General features: G+C 33.2%; 25 protein-coding genes and 1 tRNA gene. 5 read left to right on the top strand and 21 right to left on the bottom strand.

Features of this window, described 5'->3' with window-relative positions; genetic code table 11:
- Positions 1-84: 84 nt before the first annotated feature.
- From AC5YGG_RS09610 to AC5YGG_RS09590, 5 genes are all read right to left on the bottom strand, one after another.
- On the bottom strand, positions 85-762 hold the full coding sequence (locus tag AC5YGG_RS09610) for a response regulator transcription factor (protein WP_496144297.1): 678 nt from the start codon (positions 760-762) through the stop codon (positions 85-87).
- Positions 731-1450: a sensor histidine kinase gene (locus AC5YGG_RS09605; RefSeq protein WP_496144296.1), complete on the bottom strand. Its 720-nt coding sequence runs from the start codon at positions 1448-1450 to the stop codon at positions 731-733. The genes AC5YGG_RS09610 and AC5YGG_RS09605 overlap by 32 nt, the downstream gene beginning before the upstream one ends.
- A gap of 62 nt (positions 1451-1512) precedes the next feature.
- Complete coding sequence (locus AC5YGG_RS09600) at positions 1513-2136, bottom strand: hypothetical protein (protein ID WP_496144295.1); 624 nt, start codon at positions 2134-2136, stop codon at positions 1513-1515.
- A gap of 15 nt (positions 2137-2151) precedes the next feature.
- The gene (locus AC5YGG_RS09595) at positions 2152-2925 is read right to left on the bottom strand and encodes a hypothetical protein (protein WP_496144294.1); all 774 of its coding nucleotides are present in this window, start codon (positions 2923-2925) and stop codon (positions 2152-2154) included.
- A 64-nt stretch (positions 2926-2989) separates the two neighbouring features.
- Positions 2990-3610, bottom strand: a complete 621-nt coding sequence (locus AC5YGG_RS09590; protein WP_496144293.1) for a DUF5715 family protein — start codon at positions 3608-3610, stop codon at positions 2990-2992.
- A gap of 216 nt (positions 3611-3826) precedes the next feature.
- On the opposite strand from AC5YGG_RS09590, the gene aqpZ reads away from it, so the two are divergent.
- A complete protein-coding gene (aqpZ, locus tag AC5YGG_RS09585; protein ID WP_496144292.1) occupies positions 3827-4546 on the top strand; it encodes an aquaporin Z in 720 nt (239 codons plus the stop codon).
- A 130-nt stretch (positions 4547-4676) separates the two neighbouring features.
- Here the strand turns inward: aqpZ and AC5YGG_RS09580 are convergent, their stop codons facing one another.
- The 10 genes from AC5YGG_RS09580 to aceB form a co-directional block, all read right to left on the bottom strand.
- Complete coding sequence (locus AC5YGG_RS09580) at positions 4677-5222, bottom strand: hypothetical protein (protein WP_496144291.1); 546 nt, start codon at positions 5220-5222, stop codon at positions 4677-4679.
- Positions 5223-5381: 159 nt separating this feature from the next.
- Positions 5382-6374 (bottom strand): long-chain-fatty-acid--protein ligase, encoded by a 993-nt coding sequence (locus AC5YGG_RS09575; RefSeq protein ID WP_496144290.1) that lies wholly within the window; start codon positions 6372-6374, stop codon positions 5382-5384.
- A 184-nt stretch (positions 6375-6558) separates the two neighbouring features.
- Positions 6559-7329: a UDP-2,3-diacylglucosamine diphosphatase gene (locus AC5YGG_RS09570; protein ID WP_496144289.1), complete on the bottom strand. Its 771-nt coding sequence runs from the start codon at positions 7327-7329 to the stop codon at positions 6559-6561.
- Positions 7330-7353: 24 nt separating this feature from the next.
- Entirely contained in the window at positions 7354-7800 is a 447-nt protein-coding gene (locus tag AC5YGG_RS09565; protein ID WP_496144288.1) for a 6-pyruvoyl trahydropterin synthase family protein, read from the bottom strand.
- Positions 7801-7872: 72 nt separating this feature from the next.
- Positions 7873-9315: a serine hydrolase gene (locus tag AC5YGG_RS09560; RefSeq protein ID WP_496144287.1), complete on the bottom strand. Its 1443-nt coding sequence runs from the start codon at positions 9313-9315 to the stop codon at positions 7873-7875.
- A 111-nt stretch (positions 9316-9426) separates the two neighbouring features.
- The gene (locus AC5YGG_RS09555) at positions 9427-10095 is read right to left on the bottom strand and encodes a DUF6624 domain-containing protein (RefSeq protein ID WP_496144286.1); all 669 of its coding nucleotides are present in this window, start codon (positions 10093-10095) and stop codon (positions 9427-9429) included.
- A 307-nt stretch (positions 10096-10402) separates the two neighbouring features.
- The gene (locus tag AC5YGG_RS09550) at positions 10403-10798 is read right to left on the bottom strand and encodes an acyl-CoA thioesterase (protein WP_496144285.1); all 396 of its coding nucleotides are present in this window, start codon (positions 10796-10798) and stop codon (positions 10403-10405) included.
- 130 nt (positions 10799-10928) lie between these two features.
- The gene (locus AC5YGG_RS09545; protein ID WP_496144284.1) at positions 10929-11498 is read right to left on the bottom strand and encodes an OmpH/Skp family outer membrane protein; all 570 of its coding nucleotides are present in this window, start codon (positions 11496-11498) and stop codon (positions 10929-10931) included.
- 183 nt (positions 11499-11681) lie between these two features.
- Complete coding sequence (gene aceA, locus AC5YGG_RS09540; RefSeq protein WP_496144283.1) at positions 11682-12962, bottom strand: isocitrate lyase; 1281 nt, start codon at positions 12960-12962, stop codon at positions 11682-11684.
- A gap of 144 nt (positions 12963-13106) precedes the next feature.
- On the bottom strand, positions 13107-14681 hold the full coding sequence (gene aceB, locus AC5YGG_RS09535; RefSeq protein ID WP_496144282.1) for a malate synthase A: 1575 nt from the start codon (positions 14679-14681) through the stop codon (positions 13107-13109).
- 126 nt (positions 14682-14807) lie between these two features.
- Between aceB and AC5YGG_RS09530 the strand changes: the two genes are divergently transcribed.
- From AC5YGG_RS09530 to AC5YGG_RS09520, 3 genes are all read left to right on the top strand, one after another.
- Positions 14808-16280 (top strand): helix-turn-helix domain-containing protein, encoded by a 1473-nt coding sequence (locus AC5YGG_RS09530; protein ID WP_496144281.1) that lies wholly within the window; start codon positions 14808-14810, stop codon positions 16278-16280.
- A gap of 84 nt (positions 16281-16364) precedes the next feature.
- Positions 16365-17018, top strand: a complete 654-nt coding sequence (locus tag AC5YGG_RS09525; RefSeq protein ID WP_496144280.1) for a ComF family protein — start codon at positions 16365-16367, stop codon at positions 17016-17018.
- 102 nt (positions 17019-17120) lie between these two features.
- Complete coding sequence (locus tag AC5YGG_RS09520) at positions 17121-17807, top strand: alpha/beta fold hydrolase (protein ID WP_496144279.1); 687 nt, start codon at positions 17121-17123, stop codon at positions 17805-17807.
- 4 nt (positions 17808-17811) lie between these two features.
- Here AC5YGG_RS09520 and upp read toward each other — a convergent pair whose 3' ends face one another.
- Entirely contained in the window at positions 17812-18462 is a 651-nt protein-coding gene (gene upp / locus AC5YGG_RS09515; RefSeq protein WP_065395019.1) for a uracil phosphoribosyltransferase, read from the bottom strand.
- 154 nt (positions 18463-18616) lie between these two features.
- Positions 18617-19927, bottom strand: coding sequence for a ribosome biogenesis GTPase Der (gene der / locus AC5YGG_RS09510; RefSeq protein WP_496144278.1), 1311 nt, complete (start codon positions 19925-19927; stop codon positions 18617-18619).
- 258 nt (positions 19928-20185) lie between these two features.
- Between der and AC5YGG_RS09505 the strand changes: the two genes are divergently transcribed.
- Positions 20186-20256 (top strand) — tRNA-Gln (locus AC5YGG_RS09505).
- Positions 20257-20665: 409 nt separating this feature from the next.
- Here the strand turns inward: AC5YGG_RS09505 and AC5YGG_RS09500 are convergent.
- From AC5YGG_RS09500 to AC5YGG_RS09485, 4 genes are all read right to left on the bottom strand, one after another.
- The gene (locus AC5YGG_RS09500) at positions 20666-21523 is read right to left on the bottom strand and encodes a hypothetical protein (protein WP_496144277.1); all 858 of its coding nucleotides are present in this window, start codon (positions 21521-21523) and stop codon (positions 20666-20668) included.
- Positions 21524-21742: 219 nt separating this feature from the next.
- Positions 21743-22795: an SH3 domain-containing protein gene (locus AC5YGG_RS09495; protein ID WP_496144276.1), complete on the bottom strand. Its 1053-nt coding sequence runs from the start codon at positions 22793-22795 to the stop codon at positions 21743-21745.
- A 21-nt stretch (positions 22796-22816) separates the two neighbouring features.
- Positions 22817-23698 (bottom strand): hypothetical protein, encoded by an 882-nt coding sequence (locus AC5YGG_RS09490; protein ID WP_496144275.1) that lies wholly within the window; start codon positions 23696-23698, stop codon positions 22817-22819.
- 11 nt (positions 23699-23709) lie between these two features.
- Positions 23710-25462: M23 family metallopeptidase (locus AC5YGG_RS09485; protein WP_496144274.1), on the bottom strand; the 1753-nt coding region annotated here is incomplete at its 5' end.

Raw genomic sequence — 25462 nt, 5'->3', positions numbered from 1 at the left:
ACATTTCAAAATAACGGAAGAAAGAAGACTAAAGCTAGAGTGGAAAGTACCAAATAAAAAATTCCGTATTTCTACGGAATCAGGTTATATTTTTTCTAAAGAGTATATGTTGTTCACAATGGCGTAAATAACGATTCCCACTGTATTTTTGGCTCCAATTTTTTCAAGGATACGTTGTCTGTGGCTCTCAACCGTTCTGGGGCTGATGAAGAGCTTTTCTCCGATTTCGTTGTTGGTAAATTCCTGACAGATCAGTTTCACGACATCTTTTTCTCTTTCTGAAAGCTCGTCTGCTATTTCAAAAAGAGAATTTTTCTTGGCGGAGCTGTTCATGTAGGTAAACAGCATCTGATGATCTTCAGCAGTAAAGAATACTCCGTTTTTATCCACCATAGTGATCGCCTCTATAAATGTCTTTTTGTTTGAGTTTTTGGGAAGAAAAGCAGAAACTCCCAGCTTAACCATATATCCGAGAATAGAGGTTTTATAATGGGAAGACAAAATAATGATTTTCAGATCGGGATATTTTTCTTTAAGCACTTCTACCAATTCGAAACCATTCATGGGCTTCATCTGGACATCCACCAGCGCAATATCCGGAAATTCTGAAGGGGTAATTTTTTCCAGAGATTCAATAAAATCGGGACCGTTATCCGAAGTAAGACAGACGGAAATGTTCTTTTCATTAGACAGCAGCATTTTCACTCCTTCAAGGATCAGCTGTTCATCATCAATCAGTGCTATTTTGATTTGGGAACTCATGTTGTTTTGGAATTTTAATAATTAAACGACTTCCTTTATTTAAAAAAGTTTTTTTCCATTTATGGATGGCATTCATCGATTTGATTCTGGATTCAATATTTTTGATTCCCATTCCTTTTTTTACTTCTTCATATTCAAATCCCTGCCCGTTATCCGAAATAACAACTGCCATATTTTGGGGATAATCTTTAATATAAATCCATAGATCTGTAGCATCTGAATGCTTGATCACGTTGGTTGTAAATTCCTGAATAATCCTGTATAACTGTACTTCCACGAAAATATCCTTCTTTTTGTATCCCGGCATTACCTTTAGGGAAATATTGATTTTATGAGAAAGATTGGCGATCAGTTCTTCTACATAGAGTACTAATCCTACAGATTCTAGGTTAACAGGATATAATGAGTGTGAAATACTTCTTGCCGCATCAATGAGTGATGACATCTGACTGGAAATATTATTTTTAATTACTTCATCTCCCTGTGTATCAAGGTTATTCAACCATAAAGAAAGGATATTAAGCCGGTTTCCAATATCATCGTGAATCATGACGGCTATCCTTTTTCTTTCTTCTTCCTGAGCTTTAATATTTTCAAGGACTAATTTTTTCTGGTGAAGAACTTCTGCTTCATGCTGTACATTTTTTTCTTTGATAATTCTTCTTATAAAGGTTCTGTAAGCGAGCATAATAAAGGAAACTATAATTGCTATGGTAACAATTATAAGAATCAGCAGGTTGATATTTAAGGTTACTTCTTTAATTTGATGAAGGTATATAAAAGTGAACAGTATAAAATACTGGAAAGAATATTATTGGCACTGAAAAGAATATAATAGCTGTTTTCCGAAAGATTAGCAATCTGATGCTGAACAATAAAGATAAATACTGAGACGGAATAATAGAAAAATATACTCGCATCCACAAAAAGGAAACGATTATCAGCAGATGTATCTTTTATCTCGCGGATCAAAGTAAACCCTGAAAGACAGATAATGATGATATTTGAAACTACTTTGGCAATATCGGCATTTTCGGGATAATTAAATCCATATTTTGAAATCATAAATGCTATTGCCAATGTACCGCTTACTCCCAAAAGATATTTTGACAGGTTCAGTTTTCTGATGAATAAACCTGTGAGTAAAAAAAATTCTCCGGCAATATAAAACGGATAGAGAAATGAAGTATCATCCAGCTTAAAAAGATAAGGCAGAATAAGATTCAGAAATTCAATAAAAAAAAGAAAAGCAATACAGTGAAAATATTGCTTTTCCTTATGATTTAATATGCGGTATTTATTAGCTCCCAACAGTATAACAGCCAGAAGCAATCCATAGTTCAGGAATAAAATCGTCTTATAAAGATCTGCCATTCCTTATTTTATATTTTAAAATTCATTTCCTACATCTACGTCTGGTATACGGCAGATAGGAGGACATGGTTTTGCCCAGTCATAAGTATTGGAAATCATCTGAGAACGTTCAGCACCCAGAAGATTTTTACGGAAAGAGATAAAGATCAGTGTCACAAGCATTTTCCCATAAATATCATTGTATTTAAGTCCAAAAGAGCAGGTAATCCCTGTTAAATATTGATCCAGACACAAATCTTCTGTAGGAACGTAAAACTTTCTGAAAATTCCTAATCCTTCTGTTTCTCTATATTCTTTGTAAAACCAGTCCATACCGGATTCCCTCCACTTTTCTATAGCTTCTACAGCTTTGTCCTGTTCCAAAACGGGTTTATTAGAAATAGGAAAAGCTAAATCCGCATTTTTTTCTATTTTTTCAAAATCTTTGGAAAGAATTGTGTTTTTAACGATTGTATACTCCTGAACTTCCTGAAGTTTAAGATCAGAAACCATTTCAGTAAGATAAGTGTATGGATATTCTTTTTCCTCAATTCTCTTACCTTCAGAATCCATTGGGTAAAAAATAAGAATCAAACGCCTATTATACACTCCTACTGCTGCACAGAACTCAGGATATTCTCTGTAACCTCTCATCCAGTTAAGATGATTTTCAGAAATATCAAAAACATAGTTGGTAGGAATCATATCTTTCAACCGTGAATAATCAGAACGGCAAAGATTCCACTCGCTTGTAGCTTCTCCACATTCCTTTACGGGAAGCATATAATCTAGAATGTTTAATGTTGTCATAAGCATGGTTTTTAGCTGTATAAAATTATACAAACTAAACATGCTGTGCAAGTAGGAATTTAACTTAATAATTTCTCACTGTAATATGATAACAGCTTTGTTGCTTTTCTTTAATGTAATAAATTCTACCAGCGTCCGCATAATGCTTTAAAACTTTCTCCAACGCTATTTCCATTTTCGGATTATACTTCAGCACATTATTAAATCTTATATAGGAAATATCAAAAGAATTACCATAGTTGTGAGAACTGATTCCCAATGAAGCATTTGAATTTACTCTTCTTAAACGGCACTGGTCTTCCAAAGTTCTTGTAATGGATGAAACGGTAAAAGTTCCTCCTTTAGTAGCTTTACTGAATTTAGAGCCTATATTTTCCAGTGTTGTTTTTGCCTTAGAAACCATATAAGCTCTGCTGTAATCCAGCTTCTGAACCTGAAAACCTTTTCCTGATTTTTTTATTTTATGGAATTTTCCGCTACCGATATACTTTTGTACCGTCTTAGCATCTTTAAGCAATTTTACTCCAAAACTTTTTGAAGCATCCAGATGCGGTTTATAAAGTGCGGTAGGCTCAACTTTCAAAACAGTCGAAAGATCATAGCAGGGAAGATTTTTTTTTGCTGCCTGCGAATAATGTAAATTATAAATAAAAGGTACAAAGACCACACAAAGAAACTTTTTCATTAACCACCACTTTAAATTACTTATGAAGGATAAATCATTTATGTTATATCCTCCAACTATGACCACAAGAGTATTCAAATAAATCCCAAACAAACATTAAACCAAATTGTAGAATTTGCAATTTTTACACCCCTGATTTTGAAATATTTTTTCAGTTTTAACTTTTTATTTTAAGATATAAATTCTACATTTGAGTTACATTTTAAAAATAACAACATGATAAAAAAACTTTTTGCTGAATTTTTCGGCACATTTTGGCTTGTTTTCGGTGGTTGTGGAAGTGCTGTTTTTGCAGCTGGTGTTCCCGACATCGGTATCGGACTTTTAGGGGTTGCTTTGGCTTTTGGACTTACTGTTCTTACTATGGCTTACGCTGTAGGACATATCTCCGGAGGGCATTTTAATCCGGCTGTTTCTTTTGGACTTTTGGCAGGAGGAAGATTTTCTGCAAAGGACCTTATTCCTTACATTGTAGCACAGTGTCTGGGTGCAATGGTTGCTGCAGGATGTCTTTACACAATTCTTAACGGAGCCGGAGTCGTAGATTTTTCCCAGCCGGGCGCTTTTGCCACCAACTTCTATGGCGAAGCAGTCTATAACGGAAAAGCATTCAGTATGGGAGCAGCGTTCCTTGCCGAGTTTTTATTAACAGCTTTCTTCCTGATTGTGATTATGGGTGCTACAGATAAATGGGCTAATGGTAAGTTTGCCGGGATCGCTATCGGTCTTGCACTTACTTTGATCCACTTAATCTCTATTCCTATTACCAATACCTCAGTAAACCCGGCTAGATCTTTATCTCAGGCTGTTTTCGCTGGCGGACTTGCAATGTCGCAGCTTTGGTTGTTCTGGGTAGCTCCGATCTTAGGGGGAATTGTAGGCGGACTGATCTACAAATTCTTACTTCAGAGAGATACGGCTGAAGTAACTGATTAATCAATTGATAATATTAAATAAAGAAATCCTGTCTGATGACGGGATTTTTTGTTTAATATCTAATTATAAACCTAACAGGTTTTTAAAACCTGTTAGGTTTAGCTATGTAAATGTACTGAAGAAATACTTCCTACTTTTTATTTTTAAGATCAAAAGGATTTTTGAAAATCAGTTCTTCATGCTTTCCTTTAATCTCCATTTTACGCTGAAGTAAGTTCAGAGCCATTTTTCTGATGAAAAGATCTTTATCATTTAGCTTCCAATAAGAATCTTCATGAAGCTTGCGGGGTTTACGGATAAGATAGAATTCTGTTTCCCAGGTATCCGCATTATGATAAAATTCAATGATTCCACAATGTTCCGGAATCGTATTTTGATCTATCATTCCCATTGGGAGTAGAAAACTGAAGTTGTTACACACATAATCTCCACATGAAATCTTGTCATGCTTCAGAAACTTTTCTCCTGTATCTTTATTAAGGTAGGATTTTTTGAAATCATTTTTAAAATCACTTTTTGAAAATTTAATTTCAATTTCATGACTTACACCTTCTGCATCAATAATAAGTATATCAGCTTCCCAATCTGCCTGAAAATAGTTAGTCAGTACGAGTTCTTTTTCAAAATCGCAATGGGTATGAATATAAGCGTGTACAAGTTCTTCTATTTTGATCATTTTTGTAATGATGTTAATGGATATCAATAACCTGACATCAAGATTTAAACGCTAATGGTCGCTAATTTTTTTTATTAATTCTCAGATATTTGTTCGAAAGCCATTTCATTCAGTAAAGATAAAATTGACCTTTACTGATTAGAAATTCTCATGTTTTATTTAGCTCACCAAAAGACTGCATCCTCTGATATCAGAATGATCTATTCTTCCCAACACCTGAAATTTTTCTCCAAGTATTTTTCCCAGATCCTGAGTGGCAATAAAAGAACATGAGTGGGTATTGGCAAGGTCTATGATATTAATAGCACCGGTTCTGCCCTCTTTTTCATAGGAAAAGGGATCTTCTGCATTTCTGATCATGATTCTCATCCAACCGGGACAGCTATACTCATTATTTCCAAGCGAATATGCCTGTGAAAGAAGTTCTGTCATTGAATATTCTGAGTAAATTTTTTCAGTTTTAAAACCTTCCTGCAAAATTTTCAGAAGCTCATCCTTTGTCATTTCTTCTTTTCTTCCTTTCATTCCTCCGGTTTCGATCACAATCATATTTTTCAGAAGGCTTAGAGGTTCTTCTCCACGTTCCGCCTGACAATAATCCAGGAAATCTAATAAGGCAAAAGAAACTCCGAATAGAATTACTTTTTTATCCTGTAATGTATTCAGAAGATCAAACAGTTCACCATGGTTATAAAGGAAATATCCGTTTTCCTGCTTTGCTGATTTTTTCATCAGGTAATCTACCATGTAAATCAGAGATGAATTTTGTCTTTCCAGATAGCTTGGCAGTAGACCCAGAAAAATAAAGTCTTCAGGTTTCCCGATAAACTGTTCAAAGCTTTTATAAATACTTTCCTCATATAAGGCGGGATCTGCTATGAAATGCTTTGACAGATTCATCTGTGTAGTTCCTGAACTCTGAAAGAAAAGATCTGTCGTCACATTTTTATCCAGCATCTGATGATTTTTAAACATTTCTATGGGTAAAAAAGGAATTTTCACCAAGCTATCAACCTCATCAGGATTGATATTTAAAAAGTCAACGAACTTCCTGTATATCTCAACATTTTCATACTGATAACGAAATGTTTTCAATGATGCATTCAGGAAATCCTGCTCTGTCTGTATGTTGAATATATTCTTAAGTTCCATAATGATGTTCTGCTGCTTTAATACAAAGCGGTTATGAATAAAAATATTTTATTTAATAATTTTTTAATACCAAAATGATACTTTGGTAAAATTCTTGCAACTATTTATTTGGAATATGGATTAAAAACAAGAATGGGTTTCGACCTGTTCGCAAATTACCTCTCTTTAGGGGTAATTTTTTTGTTTATTTTTCAAAAACTTTCAGCTCAAAATCTTTTTCAAAAACGCCGTATGTGAAATAGGAGATCCAGTCTCCCAGATTAATATACTTTGAATTTTGTCCTAAATCCAGAACCATGGGTAAATGTCTGTGTCCATAGACGAAATAATCAATTTTCTGAGTCTTCAGCTTTTCTTTTGAATAAATAATAAGAAATTCTTTATCTTCTCCTAAAAATGCTTTGTCTTCTTCTCCTGAAATCATTTTGTTTTTCTGAGACATGTACAATGCAATTTTCATTGCAATATCGGGGTGAAGCCATTTAAAGAACCATTGTGCTATTGGATTGGTGAATACTTTTTTCATTCTTTTATATCCTTTATCACCTGGTCCAAGCCCGTCTCCATGAGCGAGTAAAAACTGTTTTCCGCCCATTTCAAAATATTGCTTCTGATAAAAAACGGTACAGCCTATCTCATCCTCAAGATAATCTTTCATCCAGAGATCATGGTTTCCCACAAAGAAATAAATATGTATTCCACGATCTTTCAGCTCTGCGATTTTCCCTAAAACACGTACATATCCTTTGGGAATTACATGCTTCCATTCATGCCAGAAGTCAAAAAGATCACCCATTAAAAACAAAACCTGCGCATCTTCTTTAATCTCATCCATCCAGCGTATAAATCGTTCTTCACGCACACGGCTTTCCTTTGGTGTAGGAGCGCCAAAATGTTGATCTGAAGCAAAATACACTTTTTTTCCAGGTTCTAAATTAATTGTTGTTTTTAACACCTTGAGAATTTTATGGGATAAAAATTATTGATTGTCTTCTGCAAACCATTCTCCATAAGAATTTTCTGTCTCATGAAGTTTAAGATAAGCAAGGGAAATTCCTTCAGGAAGTTTTGCTTTTATTTTTGCGGCAATGGCATACAACATATTTTCGCAGGTAGGCTGGAAGCTGCAATAAATTACTTTATGACCTTTCTGCTCAAGATCATCTCCTAATTCTTTATGTGGCGACAGGGCATTTACCAGAACGGCATGATCCCAAACGTCTACAATTTCAGATTTTACGATACTTTTGATATCTCCGAAATCAACTACCATCCCATTTTTAGGGTTTTCAATATCATTAATCGGTTTTCCTTTCACTGTTACGAACAGCTTATAGGAATGTCCATGCATATTTTTACATTTCCCATCATAATTGTAAAGTACGTGGGCTGTTTCGAATGTAAAAATTTTTGTAATTCGTATCATATTGCAAAGATATGATAAAACCGCTTAACAAAGAAAAGACTGTTTCTATTACAATGATTTTCAAGTAAAGTCTTAATCAATTTTCAAGGTGAGATTATTATCTGAGGTTCCGTCTGTATTCGCTGCATTGTAAGGTATTGTTAACCATCCGGTATTATTCATAACAAATTTAAAGCTGTAATTTTTTCCTTTTTCAAAAGTAGATTTTGGAACAGCAACTTCAAAAATATTGTTTTTTTGGAGAGCCATCTGGTAAGAAGGGTCATTCATATTCCAATTATTAAATGATCCTGCTACTGAAATGCTTTTAACAAATTCTGTACTTTGATCTTTAGGATATTGATAAGAAAAAATTATCTTATCATTTTCAGTTCTGTATCCGTAGATCTGTTTTTTAAGATTGGGATTGGTAAATGGTTCCGCAATGGTAATCTCTTCTGTAAGCATATATGGATCCATGAGTTTTTTATCCATAATTCCGGCAATATGATTCATCATCTGGTACATGACGGGAAACCCCTTATTCCCGTTATACATGATGACAATAGACATATCATTGGTAGGAAAAATGCTGTATGCACTTACATTTCCACCAGAAAAACCATAGGATCTTATCTTGTTGGAGTCTGTAATTTCCCAACCATGCCCGAATTCCCAACCGTTATTTTTATACTCAAACGGTTTCCACATCATTGTTTTGGTTTCCGGTTTCAGGAAATCATTTTTACAGAAATGAATACTCCATTGCAAAAAAGCGGGAAGAGTAATTGCCAGTCCGTTAGAAGAATGCGCTCTCACCCCATCAACAGCAGTTGATTTTTCGTATTGCTTTGTTTTTTCATTATAATTATACTTCTGTACCCTGTTTGGAATTTTCTCTACAGAATTGGAAGAAAACATTACCTGATTTTTAGAATCCGGAAACTGGTTTTCAATGATATAATCTTCATAAGGTTTTCCCGTTATTTTTTCAATGATCATGGTGATCAGCAGATAGTTGGTCTGATTATACCTGTAATGATCTCCGGTTTCAAATTCCATTTTCTCTTTTCCTAACCTATCCAGAACTTCTGAATTGGAAGCATTTACCTGAATATCCTTAAAATCTACAACATCCGGAACTCCTGAAGAATGTGACAGAAGATGTTTTACCTGAAGATTTTGCCAGTCTTTCGGTAAATTATCAACATATTTTGAAACTTTGTCCTCTAATGAAAGCTTTCCGTCTTCAATGAGTTTAAAAAGTCCAACATTTGACATCAGTTTTGTATTGGAATATACTCTGAACATAGAATTAGCATCAACTTTCTTGTTGCTTTCCATATTTTCTCTTCCATAATATTGTTGGAATGTCACTTGATTATTTTTTACAATTCCTACCGCCATTCCCGGAATCTCATTGATTTGAATGACCTTTTTTACATATTGATCGATTGTTTTTAACTGTTCGGCGGTCTGGCTGTAGCCCAAGAATGAAACATTTACAAAAAATGCTACGAAAACTGATTTTTTCATGGTGCGTTAGTTACTATCTTCTAATAAGACAGCTGTTTTCCTTATTATATTACATAAGGTTTTAAACATTTATAAATGTCATTGAAAAACAAAAGTTTAGATATTCTATTTTTATTGATAGAGTTTTGGTTCAGTAATTCCTTTTTTTAGAAACAGTTCTTTATTCATTTCAAAATGTGCAGTCGTCATGAAATTATAATATTCTTTAAAAGTGGGTAAACCATATTCTGCTCTCAGTTGTTCAATATGCAAGCTGTCGGTCAATCCATTTTTGGGAACAGCCTGTCCTGTTTCATTATATGTTACTTGTGTACCAAATCTTTGTTTTTGGTTAGAATTAATTGCCACTCTGTCTTCCAATAATGCATATTCATTTTTGTGAGCATTATTTTTTTCTATTTCTTTTTTCAGGACCTTGAGAATTTCTTTTTGAAACGCTACATCGTCGTCAGCATGCTGAACAGAGATCCAGAACTTGGTTGTATTTTCTTTTCCTACCTGCTTAAATCCTAGAAATCCATATTGAGCATACATTTTTTTTATTTTGCTCTGATTCTCTTTTCCTACACTATCTCTTTTGGCTTCGAAGATTTTCCATACTTTATCTTTTCCATATTTTCTGGTCATTTCTTCAGAAGGAATTCCTGCGTATTCCTGATCTATTTTTGCAATATAATCAAGGTCTGAAATAATTTTTTGCCGTTCGGAGTCTGATATTTTTCTTGTAGAATTACATCCTATAAAGGATAAAGGAATAAGTATAAAAAGTGCTTTTTTCATGGATCGTTTTTATTAATTTTTTATGGTTAATGAGGAAATAAAAATAAGTCATAATTCTTGATTGTAAGAGCTATGACTTATTTTTATTAAAACTTTATGCTTTTTAATACTTTTTTTTGATATCGGAGAAATTGGAAATTTGTGTAGTTGCCAAATCAACTACCGAAAATTCATTATTCAGATTTTTTGTTTTACAGGATAACAGTAAAAGCGGAAATAGAAATAAAAGAAGTGTTTTTTTCATGTATAGTTTTTAACGGATCTACTTTTAATAATCTGTATTGGATATCTTTAAAAATACTTATTATCAGAGTGTCAATCCTAATTTGTCCAACCAGTTTCTTTCCAACCGTTTTAATTTTTTTGTTTCAGTATTAAATAAAACCCACAGTGTACTTGAGTCCACTACAAGTTCATTATTACAATAAAATTCGACTTTTCTTGGCTGTTTTGCCCCTTCTGGAATTTGCGGATACGTTTTCACCGTAATAACATCATCGAGATACACCTGTTTTTTATATTGAATATGATGATCCAAAAGCATCCATGCATCATTTACATACTCTGTATTTTGCTTTAAAAGATCCCAATGTTCAGCGGCAACTTCCTCCACCCAATGCACATACTGCACGTTATTGACATGGTTATTTTGATCAATATGTTCTTCTGTAACTCTGATTTGCTTTTCATGCATTAAATTCATCTCGCGTAAATGTTTACTCAAATTTATGACTTAAATACAAATAAAATGAGTCATTTAAGCATAAAATAATAAAAAAACGGAACCAGATATTGATCTGATTCCGTGTATATTGTTTATTATATTTCGCTTATTATTTCTTAGCTGCTGGTTTAGTAGCTGCCGCAGAAGCTCCTAATTTTGTTTTTACCTGAGCTGTAATATCTTCACTTCCATCTGTATATACAAGGTTGTTTGCTTCCTGTGCTGAAACATCAAATACATAACTTAAGTTTCTTTCTTTAGCCACCGCTGAAATCGCAGCTTTTACTTTCTCCTGAATTGGAGTAATTAATTCACCTTGTTTCGTAGAAATTTCTTTTGCTGCTAGAGCTCTGGCGTCTTCAATTTTCTTCCCAAGTGTTTGCAGTTCAGTCTGAGCTGCCATAAGTTCTTTAGTTACCGCTTCTTTATTCGCTTCAGTTAATGTTTTTTCTTTATCCTGAGCAGCCTTAAGTTTAGTCTGATATTCAGTGATCAGCTTTTCAATTTCACCCTGTTTTGTTTTAGTCAGATTATCAATAGTAGCACCTGCTGTTTTCACTTCATTTAAACTTGCAAAAATGTCTTCTGTATTTACATTTCCAATCTTCTGCTGAGCGTTTGCAACATTTGCCGTTAGTGTCAATCCTGCTGCAATAAAAAATAATTTAATTAATTTCATTGTTATCTCTTTTATTCAAAAAACTTTTGTTTTTTCCGGTTCCAAATATAAATGTAATTTTTGATTTAATTATTATCACTTAAAAAATAGTTATAAATCATTAAAAATAATAACGATTTTATCGATTTCAAATAAAAACCTTCCCGAAATGAGAAGGTTTACATCAAAAAATATAGAAAATGATTAATGAAACTGAGCTGTTTCTGTAGAATCTTTCATTGCTACGGTAGCTGAAGAACCATTGGTAACAACATTTTGTACCTCATCAAAATATCCTGTTCCTACAAAAGACTGGTGTTTTACGGCTCTGAATCCTTTCTGTTGTAACGCAAACTCTCTTTCCTGAAGTTCAGAATATCCAGCCATTCCTCTTTCTTTATAAGCTAATGCCAATTCAAACATTGCCGTATTCAAAGCATGGAATCCTGCCAATGTAATAAATTGGAATTTGTACCCCATTTTTGCCAGTTCTTCCCGGAAAGTAGACATTTCTTCAACGCTCAGCTTTGCTGCCCAGTTGAACGATGGTGAACAATTGTATGCAAGCATCTTGCCCGGAAACTTAGCATGAATTCCTTCTGCAAATTTTCTTGCCTGCTCTAAGTCCGGATTTGACGTTTCCATCCAGATCAGATCTGCGTAAGGTGCATAAGACAAACCTCTGTCGATCCCTTGTTCTACCCCGTTTTTCACTACATAAAACCCTTCGGAAGTTCTTTCTCCAGTTACGAACTTTTTATCTCTGTCATCAATATCTGAAGTCAATAAATCTGCTGCATCGGCATCGGTTCTTGCTATAATAAGCGTTGGAACGCCCAAAACGTCAGCTGCAAGTCGGGCTGCAATTAACTTATTAACAGCTTCTTGTGTAGGAACCAATACTTTTCCACCTAAATGACCACATTTCTTTGCTGAAGAAAGCTGATCTTCAAAATGTACCCCTGCAGCTCCTGCTTCAATCATCTGTTTCATCAGTTCAAAAGCATTGAGGTTTCCTCCAAAACCTGCTTCAGCATCCGCAATGATAGGAACCAGATATTCTTTATTACCACCTCCGCTTACAGATTGTACCTGATCTGCTCTTAGTAAAGCATTATTGATTTTTTTTACCACAGAAGGAACAGAGTTCGCCGGATATAATGATTGATCAGGATACATTTCCCCTGAAAGGTTAGCATCAGCTGCTACCTGCCAGCCGGAAAGATAGATGGCTTCTAAACCTGCATCTACTTCCTGTACAGCCTGATTACCCGTTAATGCTCCAAGCCCTGCTACAAAATCCTGGTTATTTAATTTATCCCAGAATTTTTTAGCCATTTCCGTGGCAATCGTATAATCTATTTTATAAGATCCGCGAAGTTTCAAAACTTCTTCCGCGGTGTAAGGTCTTTTTACGCCATTCCAACGTGGATTTGTCAGCCAATCTTGCTCTACAGCCTGGATTTGTTCTTGTCTTGTTTTCATAATATTTGGATTTTGTTTGATTAGTATTCGGGATCATTGTCAATTCTAATACTGCATGACAGATCACCATTGATAATAAACTTCAATGTTTAGGTTAAAAAAAATCGTTTTTGATATTGTGAGTTTCTTTATTCTATACTCTCTCTAAATAAAAGGATATGCCTTAAGAGTGAGAAATTCTTCAAAATTTTCTGAGAATATCAATTCATTGAAAAGCTCTTTGGCAAGGTTGAACTTTCCGCTTTTGAAACGGGCTTCACCTATATATTTTTCAATATTGTCCATTTCCTCACTTTCCCATTGCAGAATCATGCTTCTGGACAATGTTCTGTCATCACTTAGTACCGCTTCATTTTTAAGCCATTGCCAGATCTGGGTTCTTGATATTTCTGCGGTGGCGGCATCTTCCATCAGATTATAAATGGCTGCTGCCCCTACTCCCATCAGCCAGCTTTCAAGATATAAAATTCCAACATTGATATTTTTACGGACTCCTTTTTCTGTAATCTCTCCTTTTGGAATTTCCAGCAGGTCTTTTTCCTCGATATGATATTCAAATTTTTTATCGATCTGATTTTTTGAAGGCATATATTGATCAAAAATATCTTTAGCCACCGAAACTAATGCCGGATGTGCCACCCAAGTTCCGTCATGACCGTTTTTCACTTCTCTTTCCTTATCACTTCTTACTTTTTCAAAAGCGATATTATTAGCTTCATCATCATTCTTTACCGGAATTTGTGCAGCCATTCCACCCATGGCGTGTACATTTCTTTTATGACAGCCTTCGATTACCCTTTTGGAATATGCACTCATGAAAGGTGAAGTCATGGTCACCTGATCTCTATCGGGAACTATAAATTCCGGCAGATTTCTGAATTTTTTAATGTATGAGAAAATATAATCCCATCTTCCGCAATTCAAGCCTGCGCTGTGTTCTTTCAATTGGTATAAAATTTCATCGATCTGAAATGACGCTGTAATAGTTTCTATCAAAACAGTTGCTTTAATGGTTCCCTGGGGAATTTCAAGGTAATCCTGAGCAAAAACAAATACTTCATTCCACCAAGCGGCTTCTTTATAATGTTCAAGTTTTGGAAGATAAAAATACGGTCCGCTTCCTTTTTCCAATAGTTTTTTTGCGTTTCTGAAAAAGTAAATTCCGAAATCGATTAATGAACCTGATGTCTCTTCATCATTAATCTTAATATGTTTTTCAGGAAGATGTAATCCTCTGGGACGAACAAGCAGAACAGCTGTTTTCTCATTCAGCTTATAAGCTTTTCCCTGTTCGTTTACAAAATCTATCGCCCTGTTAATGGCATCGGTAAGATTAATCTGCCCTTCCATACAATTTTCCCAGGTAGGCGCTGTACTGTCTTCAAAATCTGCCATGAAGGTTAACGCACCGGAATTAAGCGCATTAATAATCATTTTTCTGTCTACGGGACCTGTAATTTCTACTCTTCTGTCTAACAAATCTTCCGGTAATGGAGCACACACCCAATTTCCTTTTCTGATTTCTTCGGTTTCTTTTAAAAATGCCGGAAGAATTCCATGATCAAACTCTTTCTGAATCTTTTTCCTTTCTTCTAAAAGTTCTGTTCTTTTCTGATTGAAATTCTGGTGAAGGGCAATCAGAAAATCTATCAAATCGGAAGTAAAAATTTCTTCAAACTGCTTTTGAGTCGTAATTCTTAATTGAGTCTTAGTTTCCATAACATACTGATTTTGAGATTTGATATTACAAACATAAATAAAAATTTTCACAAATAGCGAACGTTCGCTAAATTTATTTAAAAATTATTATGCGTATAATCGCATCTAAATATTTATATTTGAGTAATGAATTCAGAAAGCGACTTTATCAAAACGGTTTTCGGGCTAAAATTGAAACAACAGAGACAAAAGAAAAACTGGTCTCTACAAGACCTTGCTGTAAAGACTGGATTATCAAAATCTTATCTCAATGAAATTGAAAACGGCAAAAAATATCCGAAACATGATAAAATCATTCAGCTTTCTGAGGCACTGAATTGTACTTTTGATGATCTGGTTTCTACAAAACTGGATAAAAGCCTTGCTCCTTTTAATGAAATACTTCAGTCTGATTTCTTTAAGGAAGTTCCGTTGGAATTATTCGGAATCAATAAAAATAATCTTATTAGTATCATTAGTGATGCTCCCAAAAAGGTAACTGCTTTTATCAATGCATTGATAGAAATTTCGCAGAATTACAACCTGGGAAAGGAGAGGTTTTACTTTGCTGTATTAAGATCATTTCAGGAATTATATGATAATTATTTCCCGGAAATTGAGGAAAAGGTTAAGCAATTTATTGAAGAAAATCATTTACAAATTGACAAGAACTTAAAATCTGATATTCTTGAAAGCATTCTTACGGAGAAGTTCGGTTACAGGATTCAATCTGAAGATTTTGAAAAGTACGGAACACTGGATAATCTGCGTTCTTTATTTATTCCTGAGAAAAAATTATTATTACTGAATAAGAAGCTTGAAAAAGATCAGAAAACATTTATTCTCGCAAAAGAAATAGGATTCAAAGTTCTGGAATTAAAAAACCGTCCCACAACCTATTCATGGCTTGATTTCGGAAGCTTTGAAGAAATCCTGAATAATTTTTATGCGTCTTATTTTGCCGGTGCTTTATTAATCTCAAAAGATACTGCAATTGAGAAAGCTTTAGAGTTCTTCCAGGAAAACACCTGGGAGCCTAAAAGTTTTGAACAGCTAATCAACAGTTTTACCAATTCACCGGAAACATTTTATTATCGTCTGACAAATATTCTTTCTGCAGAAATGGGCATTAAAGATCTATTCTATCTATGCCTTGTTAAAAAGAAAGATTCTGATAAAATCCAAATTTTAAAGGAACTTCATCTGAACCATCAACAGGCACCGCATGCAAATGCTACTAATGAACATTATTGCCGCAGATGGATAGCTGTGAAAAACCTGCATTATTTAAAGGAGAATGAAACGCTTACCGATGCTCAAATCTCGCATTATAAAGATCAGGGAATAAGTTACCTGGTCATTTCTACCTCACAAAGAAATCCTTTTTCTGACGGAAGTAACAGAAGTTACTGCCTGGGGATTCTTTTGAACCCTCAAACCATTAAAAAGATTGGATTTATAAAATCACCTACATTAAAAACCATCAATGTAGGCGTAACCTGTGAATCCTGCAGCATCCCAGATTGTGAAGTAAGACAGGCTCCTCCGGTACGATTGGAAAAGGAACATTTTAATCTTAGCATGAAGAGTGCTATAGAGAAAATCAGGAAAGAATTTTAAGTATGAATATCTGAATGAATGGGTTATTGAATTACTGAGTGACAATAATATGAAACAATTTTATATCTTAGTAAAAACACATTCATGATATTGGATCTTCTTTTTCCCAACCGATGCCTTCAATGCAACAGAATTATTGAGGCTGAGCTTTTGGTTTGTAATGTATGTTTCACTCAAATCAATTTTATGCATTATGATTATTCTGAAAATAATCCGATGAAGGAGAAATGTAAACTTCTTTTTCCTGTGGAGAACGCTTATGCATTAATTCAGTTTGAAGAAGAAAGTTTAAGTCGGAAAATCATCCACGAATTAAAGTACAGAAACAGAGAAATAACTGGTAAAATTCTGGCAGAATGGACAACAGAAAGACTTGATTTCAAAGATCAGAAACCAGATCTTATGGTAAGTGTTCCCCTTCATCCTAAAAAACTGCGAGAAAGGGGTTACAATCAACTTCATATGTATACAGAAACTTTGTCAAAGTTTTATGAAACACCTTTTGATCATCAGATAATTCAACGGAATAATTATTCCAAGGCACAGGCTTTAAAGGATAAACAACATCGTATAGATACAGTCAATACTTTTTCACTAACCAAGCCTGTTACCGGAAAGCACATTCTTCTGATTGACGATGTTTTCACGACAGGAAACACGGTTTCTTCTATTGCCTGGGAAATCCTGAATGCCGGAGATAATAAAGTGAGTGTATTAGTGATGGCGGTGGACGTTTAGGGAATCCAAGGTGTAAGATGACAGTAAATTATCAATTTTAAGTGACTTATTTTCTTTCTTGTTTCAATTCTTTTGTTTAATTTTCCGAAAAACAAATAAACTATGCTCAATCTGATCTTATTACATGGAGCTTTGGGTCATTCAGATATATTCAAACCTTATCTGGAAATGCTTTCATCTTATTTCACCATTCATACACCGTTATTTTCAGGGCATGGACAAGTGGAAATTCCTTTGGATGGACTCAGTATAGAAAAATACACTCAGGAATTGGCAGAATATTGTGCGGAGAATGATCTTAAAGATGTATATATTTTGGGACACAGCATGGGTGGTTATGTTGCACTTTGCTACGCCATGAAGCATTCTGAAAATGTCAACTCAATTATAACTTTAGGAACAAAATTTGAGTGGACAGAAGAACAGGCTATTAAAGAAAGTAAAATGCTTAATCCTGATACGATTCTTGAAAAAATCCCACAATATGCTCAACTTTTAGAGAAACAGCATGGCACAAAATGGAAACAACTCCTTCCTGCTATTGCGGATTTAATGGTTAATCTGGGAAAAAATCCACCTTTGAGAAACAATCTTGCAACGATTAATATTCCCGTTCAGATTATGGTGGGAGATCGGGATCATATGGTAACTATTGAGGAAAGCACTGATGTTTACAGGACACTTCCGAATGCAAAATTGGTCGTACTTCCGGACACCAAACATGCCATGGATAAAGTACGACCTAATTTATTGTTTAGCTTAATAAAAGATTTCTGGAACCTTTCCTAGCATATTATCTCTGAAGTTTTTCTCCGTAGCTCAGATCTCCTGCGTCACCTAATCCTGGAGTAATATATCCTTTTGAAGTTAGGTCTTCATCAATAGCTCCTACCCAAATGTGAGCGTCCGGATATGCATTCTGAACAGTTTCAACTCCTTGTCTTGAAGCAATTGCTGCTACAATATGAAGCTGGGTAGGATTTCCGTTTGTTAAAAGATCTTTGATCGCTTCAATCAGGGAAGCTCCTGTGGCAAGCATTGGATCTGCAACGATTAAAGGTCTTCCTTCGATATTGGGACAAGTCAGATAGTCTTGTTTGATGGAAAAATAATCGTTGGCATCATGTTTTCTGTATGCTGCTACAAACCCACAATCTGCTCTGTCAAGATAATTCAGAATCCCTTCAAATAAAGGAACTCCAGCTCTTAAAATGGTTGTAATAACGGGCTGTACTGCTATTTCCGTGCTTTTAATGGTATCTAAAGGAGTCTGAATTTCAACTTCTCTTACTTCCAATCCTTTACTGATCTCAAAGGCAGCAATTTCTCCGATTCTCTCCATATTTCGTCGGAATCTCATCCGATCATGCTGAACCTGAACATTTCGAAGTTCATTAATCCATTCGTTAACTAGGGAAAAATTTTGCGATAAAATAGTAAGCATGAAAATTTTAGGTTTTTAATTACAGTTAATCGACGTTGATTCTACAAAATTACAACTAAAAAATGAATTTGCAGATTCATGTCCGGGGAATAAGGTAGGTCTATAAAAAATCTGGTAAGGAATTTACCTCACCAGATTTTCTTAAAAGTTGTTTTTATTTTTGTCTGAAATATACTTCGATAGGAACTCCGGTAAACCCGAATTGTTTTCTCAATTGGTTTTCAGTAAATCTCTTATAAGGTTCTTTCACATACTGCGGTAGATTGCAGAAGAATACAAACTGCGGTGAAGGTGTAGGAAGCTGAACACAATATTTAATTTTGATATATTTTCCTTTTAATGCAGGCGGCGGTGTATTTTCAAAAATAGGAAGCATTACTTCATTAAGTTTTGAAGTTTTGATCTTCTTTTTACGATCTTCATACACTTTCATTGCCATTTCTACAGCTTTCAGAATTCTTTGCTTCGTTAAAGCTGAAACGAATAGAATTGGAATATCCTGGAACTGACCAATTTTGTCTTTAATCGATTTTTCAAAGTCACGCATTGTATTGGTTTCTTTATCTTCGATCAAATCCCATTTGTTTACAAGGATAACAATCCCTTTTCTGTTTTTCTGCGCTAAACCGAAGATATTCATATCCTGAGATTCCCATCCCTGAGTAGCATCTACCATGATGATGACAACGTCAGAATATTCAATAGAACGGATAGATCTCATTACGGAATAGAATTCAAGGTCTTCATTTACTTTAGACTTTCTTCTCATTCCGGCTGTATCTACCAATACAAATTCATGTCCGAATTTGTTATATAAGGTTTGGATACTATCTCTTGTTGTTCCGGCAATATCTGTTACAATGTTTCTTTCAACATCCAATAAGGCATTGGTCATTGTAGACTTTCCTACGTTTGGACGACCAGCAATGGTAATTTTAGGTAATCCTTCGAAAGGATCTTTATATTCTGTTGTTGGGAAATCTTTAACGATATCATCTAATAAATCTCCTGTTCCTGAACCTGTTGCAGAAGAAAGAGTATAATATTTATCGATTCCCAATTGGTAGAACTCTGTTGCAGGAAGCTCTTCCTTAGACGAATCTACTTTATTAATTACAATATAGATTGGTTTGTTTGATCTTCTAAGAAGTCTGTAAATTTCGTGGTCAGTATCTGTAAGTCCTTCCTCCACATTCATCATAAAGATAATGGAAGTTGCTTCATCCACTGCTAATTGTACCTGCTTACGAATCTCTTCTTCAAAGATATCATCTGTACCTACATCATATCCTCCGGTATCAATTACCGTAAAGTCTACTCCATTCCAATCAGATTTTCCGTAGTGACGGTCTCTGGTAACACCGGCTGTAGAATCTACAATAGCCTCTCTTCTTTCTAATAAACGGTTAAAAAGCGTAGATTTTCCTACGTTGGGACGTCCAACGATTGCGACAATATTTGACATAAAAAATGTTTAATAATCCTTTTGCTTTGCTCAGGATAAGTTATTAATGGGTTACTCCAACTTTTGGAGCCCAATTTTTTGCAAAGATAGGGTTTTATTATTTAGTTTTAAAAATCTCCTCTATTTTGAAAAATTTTTCATAAAAAATAATTATTTGTATATCAATACATAAGGCTATTTATAGGCAATAATGTTAATAATTTTTTAATTTTGATTTTTGTAGTTCAAATAATTTTTCTAGTTTTGCAGCATCAAAACAGACCCATGGTGTAGCGGTAACACTACTGATTTTGGTTCAGTCATCTGGGGTTCGAATCCCTGTGGGTCTACATTGAGTACAAGCAATCTTCTAATTATTAGAAGATTGCTTTTTTATTTTGACAACTAAATATTGAAAAGACACAAATTAATAAACTGATTAAAGATTTTATTACTTTATTTTAATGCTGTATTGTTAACCCAATTTTATTCTCTTATAAGCTCTAACCAATTCTGATTAATAAAGCGTTTACTTTTAATAAAAACAACCTCCACCACAACTCACGACAAACGATTTGTATTGAAGACTTTCTAAATAATTCGTTTTAGATACCTCAATTTTTTTAGTTTTGGCTGTATCTAGGATATCCCTATTTTGTGCATTTGTTTCTCTTTTACATCCTATCAATAGCACTATAAAGATGTTTAAGAAAATGATTCTATTTGTTTGCATTTTTTGAATTAATCACATCTGTTTTATTATTCTGATATAATTTCATTTAAATCAAACTGTTTAAGAGGGATTTTTTTAGAAATTTCTTTTTTCATCCATTCTTCCTCCCCAGTTTTTGCACTCGTTCCCAAGGTTGCAATAAATATTTTTTCAAGATAAAGATCATTATTTTTGAAAAAAATTGGAATGACAACTTTTCTGAATACATTTTGATATTGATCAGTAAAACTTAAGATTAAATTGAAGGCTTGCTTATTTTTAGTTTTCGTTTCTATTTCTACAGAATCACAAACAAAGTTTTTGTAAAAAAAAGATTTATTATTAGATTTTGCTTCAATATTATAGCCTTCAGCTATTTTTTCTACAATAATGATATCCTGATAATTATTTTTATTAAAGGTTACTTTATAACTTTTAGTTTGTCCAAGCTCCTTTGAACCATTATTTGAAAGAGATGTTTTATCTTCTTCCATAATTTCTTTTGGCTTTAAAAAATATTTTTTACATTCTGGTAAGTCACAACCTAAAAGTATTGTTGTTTTACCATCAAAGAGGGATATATATGATCCCCCATTAATTTGTAAGTCATATTTTTTTCCTTTATATAAATAATTGTTTACAGCAATATTACAGGGTGTAATTGGGTATGAAAAGTGCCATTCATCTACAGTAATAGATGTAGCTAGACTCATAATTTTATCCACATCATCTCTATTGAGAGACCATGCTTTATCTTTTTTATTTAATTTTTTCCCAGTAGAGTATTGTCCTTCACATTTTGCAAGATAGGTTGTTACGCTGATGTTCCTATCTTCATTTTTATCTTGTCCCTTACAGGATAAGATAACAGAAAATAATAAATATAGAATTATAATATTTTTCATTTTTAATATTCAGCAAATCGATTAGGTATGGAAAACTGAGCATTATTAATATTAAATTCAATACTAATACTTTTCTGATTTGCAATCAGTAGCCCAAAGGGAGTTTTTCCGATGATTGATTAATTTCTTTCTGATTATTTTTTTGGCAGCTAAATATTGAAAAAAAACAATTAATAAGCTGACTGAATATTTAATAACTGATAGTTTCTTACTAATACATTACTTTGATTTTATCCTGCTTTTATGAATATATCCTTCTTTTCCTTCCTTAGTTTTTACAAAAAACCAATCTCCGGTATTATCCAAAACCTCAATATGTTCTCCCGATATTACTTTTTGTAGAACCTCTGATGAAGTATTTTTATCTTTTCTTAAATTGGTATAGCCATCTGGGTCAATTATGATGTATGAAGACTGGATGGCTGTTTTTTCGGAATTAATTATATATCCTTTTAATGTGTTTTGAATATTTTGGTTAAAATAATTTCTTTCAAATACATTAAGCTTTATCAGTAGTTCTTCACCAAAAAGTGGACTGATATCTATGAAATTTATTGTTTTGTTTTGCCATGCAGTGTATAAACTTGGCGAAAAAATACACTCTTCAGTACTAAATTTAGATATTTTTCTTTTAAAAGACTCGCTAAATTCTTTTTCTTTATCTGGGAAGAGAAATAATTGCCCATTCTTTAAATCAATATCACCCAAATTATCCTTAAAAAAAGACTGTTTTACAAGAAATTCGTCTAATTGTGGAAAAATTGAATTTAATAAGGTCGTTTCATGATATTTGGCTCCCTGTTGTATAAAAAATAATGGGTTCTCTATAAAAAATTTTGTAAGTTTCTCACCATATAATTCAACGCCATTATAGGCTACATCATTATCTTTAGAAAGTTCAGATAAGATGTAAAATGCATTTACATCTGACAATTGAATCATTCTGATAATCAATAATTGAGAGACTAATGTTGATTTAAATTCATCATCTTCAGTTTTTGTCTCTTTTAAAAATTTTATAAACTCAGTCCTATAATTTTTGTCTAATAAATCTTTAATTTTTATATCTTCAATATACTGATTATTGTATTGATATTTTTTGAGGTCGATTTCATTTTTTTGAAAAATTGTATTATCAATAGTAATACCATCTATTAATTTTTCATTAGTGTTTGAGATTATTTCAGTTGATTGAAGACCTTCTTTCTGACTATTTTTTTGACAACTAAATATTGAAAAAGTAATGATTAATAAACAAATTAAATATTTCATACTTGACGGTTGTTTATGATACTATTCTTTAGTAGTTTCATTCGCAATATTTGGATTGGCAGTATCATAAACTAGAATTTTACCATTTACTTTTTTCATTTTAAAAAAATGATCTTTGCATTCATTCTCATTCCCATCATATTTTAATTCTAATTCATGTTTATTTCCTGACATTTTATATGTACCAGTGCAATAAGCATCATTTGCATCTACAGTAGCTTTATCATCCATTACAATAATTTCATGGCAAGTCACAGATTTAATTGTGTCGGTTCTTACATTTGGAACGCAATAATTATAAACTCCTTTCCATTCAGATATAAATTCTATGTTTTGTTTGTCTATCTTTTCAAGTACTTTTTTATTGATATAGTTAATGTTTATTCTTTTTATTTCTTTTTTCTCACTATTTAGAGTTATATACATATATTGAGAGTCCGTTTCAATCTGATAATAATATTTACTGTCCGGAGTCTCAAACTCTAGTTCTTCAACAAAAAAAACATTATTATTTTCTATTTGAAATACTAATAATTTAGACGAATATTCATATCCATAGTCTACTATCAATATTTTTTCTGAGTTCTTTTGATATAGAAACATATTAGAGCCCACTCCCTCAAAAATAAATCCTGTGTTATAAATAAAATTCTGCTTATTGATTTCAAAATTTATTTTATTAGGATTTGAGTTATAATCTATTTTTACTTTTAATTCATTGTTATATTGGCATGACTCTATTATACCATCATTGTCTATACAGTTTAATTTTAATGAAGTGTAGACATCGTCACTCTTTTCGATTCTTGTCTTCTGTTCTGATGTCTCACTTTTACTTATATTTTTCTTACATGCAATAACAAGAAAAAAAGCGACTACTAATAATAAACACTTATTCACCATATTAATATTTTTTAATCCCAAGCTTTTTTCGCAATTGTTTTATGATAATCTTTTTCACTTTGTGACATATCATTTTCTCCTTTATAGTATACAAATATTCCTGGATGGCATCGACTATTCAAACCTGATGCTCTAGCTTCACTCCTTATTTCAAAATGTAGATGGGGGTCATGTGTTGACCCATAACCACTAGTTCCAATGAGGCCAATTACAATACCACATTTTACCTCTTTAGTATCTCTAGGAATATTTATTTTTTGAAGATGTGCATAAAATAAATAAAAATCACCATTATATTTAAATCCAGGTCCTTCCAACATCTCTCCTTCAGATGAATATACTAAATTAAAATTTCTTTTCCTTTTTAAAAAAGCTTCTTTGTCTTTAACTTTTAAACAAATGACATTTCCATAGCCTGTTTGTTCTTCAATAAATTCAACATAAGCATCTACACAGGCATAAGCATTTGAACCTGGTAATGCTAAAAAGTCAATCCCCTGATGATTCAACTTTGTTCTTTCCTTTCTTACTTTACCAAATACATTATATCTAGGACGATAATTTCCGTTTTGTGTATACAAACATAATTGAGGGTCATCAACAGGATTATGCCAGTCAGATTTTTTTTCAATTTCTTTATTATCACTATTTTCCTTATTACAAGAAAAAGTAGTTACTTTATATGAATCTCCCTCCTTTTTAAACTTTTCAATCTGTTCAGTAACTTCCCAACGGTACGTCTTGGCTTTACTTAAATCACTAAATCCTCTAAGTACTTCTGTTACCTCCTTCCCATTTCTAGTAAAAGTTACTTTTTGTTTTGTTTCAAATTCATTTTCCTCTTTCATAAAAGAAGGATTTTGTCTGTATTCTAATTCATACTTTTTCCCTTTTGATGCATCGAAAATTACTTTATATTTAACATCTTCTCCGCGTAACAAACCTGATTTTGCAGGATACAAAACGGCAAGATAGAGATCTGTAAAATCAGTGAGTATACCTCCTTTTCCATTATTCATAAGATGTTTTTGAACAAATTTAAATCTTTCCTTTACATAATAAAGTTGTTCAACAGCTGTACAGGCTAGTATTTTTTGTTTTGTGATTGATTTATCCAAAGTTCTTTGAAAATCCTCAATGACTGGTGCACCAAAACCTATTAATCCAAAATACCCATTTTTATTTGAAGTTTTTGGATCAAATGTTTTATTTGTTTCTAAAGCAATTATTGCCATTAAATTATTAGACATATTTTTATAATCATTTAGCCATAATTCTTTTGCAATCTCAACTACTTTTTTTCTAAATTCACAGCTGACTTTTCCTCCCCAAATCAAGTCTTTGTATTGTTCTTTACAAATACAACTAGAAAGAGTTTTCCCTTGCTTCGGTTCTTTCACCATCGCTGCACTATTCCCATTTTCTACCTCTGTTGGCTCAGCATCTGCACTCACTGGCATCACCGCAGAAGTTACAGACGTATCATTATGAATCACTTCTATAAAATAATCCTGTTTTGCACTATCGCTGTCATTATCTTTCGCTTTATCAAACATCTTCTTTGTAAGTTGTACATTATTGAGGTAATTATTGTCACCAATTAAGACACAATCTTTCTCAAAAATCATATCATTGGTCCACTTGATATTATCTTCCTCCCATATTTTCACCTTCACTTTTTTGTCTTTCATCTCCTTTGCAACAATCTTTATTCTTACAGTAGTTCCTACTTTCGAAGAATGGAGTCTGTTTCCATTGTTATCC

This window comes from Chryseobacterium sp. CS2K3, assembly GCF_059515185.1.
This window is presented reverse-complemented; position numbering and strand designations above follow the sequence as displayed.

What these genes read in the sequence shown, in the direction of transcription:
- AC5YGG_RS09500 (WP_496144277.1), bottom strand. Translation starts at nt 21,523, where the DNA reads ATGAAAAATATTATAATTCTATATTTATTATTTTCTGTTATCTTATCC.
- AC5YGG_RS09545 (WP_496144284.1), bottom strand. Translation starts at nt 11,498, where the DNA reads ATGAAATTAATTAAATTATTTTTTATTGCAGCAGGATTGACACTAACG.
- upp (WP_065395019.1), bottom strand. Translation starts at nt 18,462, where the DNA reads ATGCTTACTATTTTATCGCAAAATTTTTCCCTAGTTAACGAATGGATT.
- AC5YGG_RS09555 (WP_496144286.1), bottom strand. Translation starts at nt 10,095, where the DNA reads ATGAAAAAAGCACTTTTTATACTTATTCCTTTATCCTTTATAGGATGT.
- AC5YGG_RS09520 (WP_496144279.1), top strand. Translation starts at nt 17,121, where the DNA reads ATGCTCAATCTGATCTTATTACATGGAGCTTTGGGTCATTCAGATATA.
- AC5YGG_RS09575 (WP_496144290.1), bottom strand. Translation starts at nt 6,374, where the DNA reads ATGGAACTTAAGAATATATTCAACATACAGACAGAGCAGGATTTCCTG.
- aceB (WP_496144282.1), bottom strand. Translation starts at nt 14,681, where the DNA reads ATGGAAACTAAGACTCAATTAAGAATTACGACTCAAAAGCAGTTTGAA.
- AC5YGG_RS09610 (WP_496144297.1), bottom strand. Translation starts at nt 762, where the DNA reads ATGAGTTCCCAAATCAAAATAGCACTGATTGATGATGAACAGCTGATC.
- AC5YGG_RS09580 (WP_496144291.1), bottom strand. Translation starts at nt 5,222, where the DNA reads ATGATCAAAATAGAAGAACTTGTACACGCTTATATTCATACCCATTGC.
- AC5YGG_RS09590 (WP_496144293.1), bottom strand. Translation starts at nt 3,610, where the DNA reads ATGAAAAAGTTTCTTTGTGTGGTCTTTGTACCTTTTATTTATAATTTA.
- AC5YGG_RS09490 (WP_496144275.1), bottom strand. Translation starts at nt 23,698, where the DNA reads ATGGTGAATAAGTGTTTATTATTAGTAGTCGCTTTTTTTCTTGTTATT.
- aqpZ (WP_496144292.1), top strand. Translation starts at nt 3,827, where the DNA reads ATGATAAAAAAACTTTTTGCTGAATTTTTCGGCACATTTTGGCTTGTT.
- AC5YGG_RS09605 (WP_496144296.1), bottom strand. Translation starts at nt 1,450, where the DNA reads ATGCTCGCTTACAGAACCTTTATAAGAAGAATTATCAAAGAAAAAAAT.
- AC5YGG_RS09525 (WP_496144280.1), top strand. Translation starts at nt 16,365, where the DNA reads ATGATATTGGATCTTCTTTTTCCCAACCGATGCCTTCAATGCAACAGA.
- aceA (WP_496144283.1), bottom strand. Translation starts at nt 12,962, where the DNA reads ATGAAAACAAGACAAGAACAAATCCAGGCTGTAGAGCAAGATTGGCTG.
- AC5YGG_RS09550 (WP_496144285.1), bottom strand. Translation starts at nt 10,798, where the DNA reads ATGAATTTAATGCATGAAAAGCAAATCAGAGTTACAGAAGAACATATT.
- AC5YGG_RS09560 (WP_496144287.1), bottom strand. Translation starts at nt 9,315, where the DNA reads ATGAAAAAATCAGTTTTCGTAGCATTTTTTGTAAATGTTTCATTCTTG.
- AC5YGG_RS09595 (WP_496144294.1), bottom strand. Translation starts at nt 2,925, where the DNA reads ATGACAACATTAAACATTCTAGATTATATGCTTCCCGTAAAGGAATGT.
- AC5YGG_RS09600 (WP_496144295.1), bottom strand. Translation starts at nt 2,136, where the DNA reads ATGGCAGATCTTTATAAGACGATTTTATTCCTGAACTATGGATTGCTT.
- AC5YGG_RS09565 (WP_496144288.1), bottom strand. Translation starts at nt 7,800, where the DNA reads ATGATACGAATTACAAAAATTTTTACATTCGAAACAGCCCACGTACTT.
- der (WP_496144278.1), bottom strand. Translation starts at nt 19,927, where the DNA reads ATGTCAAATATTGTCGCAATCGTTGGACGTCCCAACGTAGGAAAATCT.
- AC5YGG_RS09530 (WP_496144281.1), top strand. Translation starts at nt 14,808, where the DNA reads ATGAATTCAGAAAGCGACTTTATCAAAACGGTTTTCGGGCTAAAATTG.
- AC5YGG_RS09495 (WP_496144276.1), bottom strand. Translation starts at nt 22,795, where the DNA reads ATGAAATATTTAATTTGTTTATTAATCATTACTTTTTCAATATTTAGT.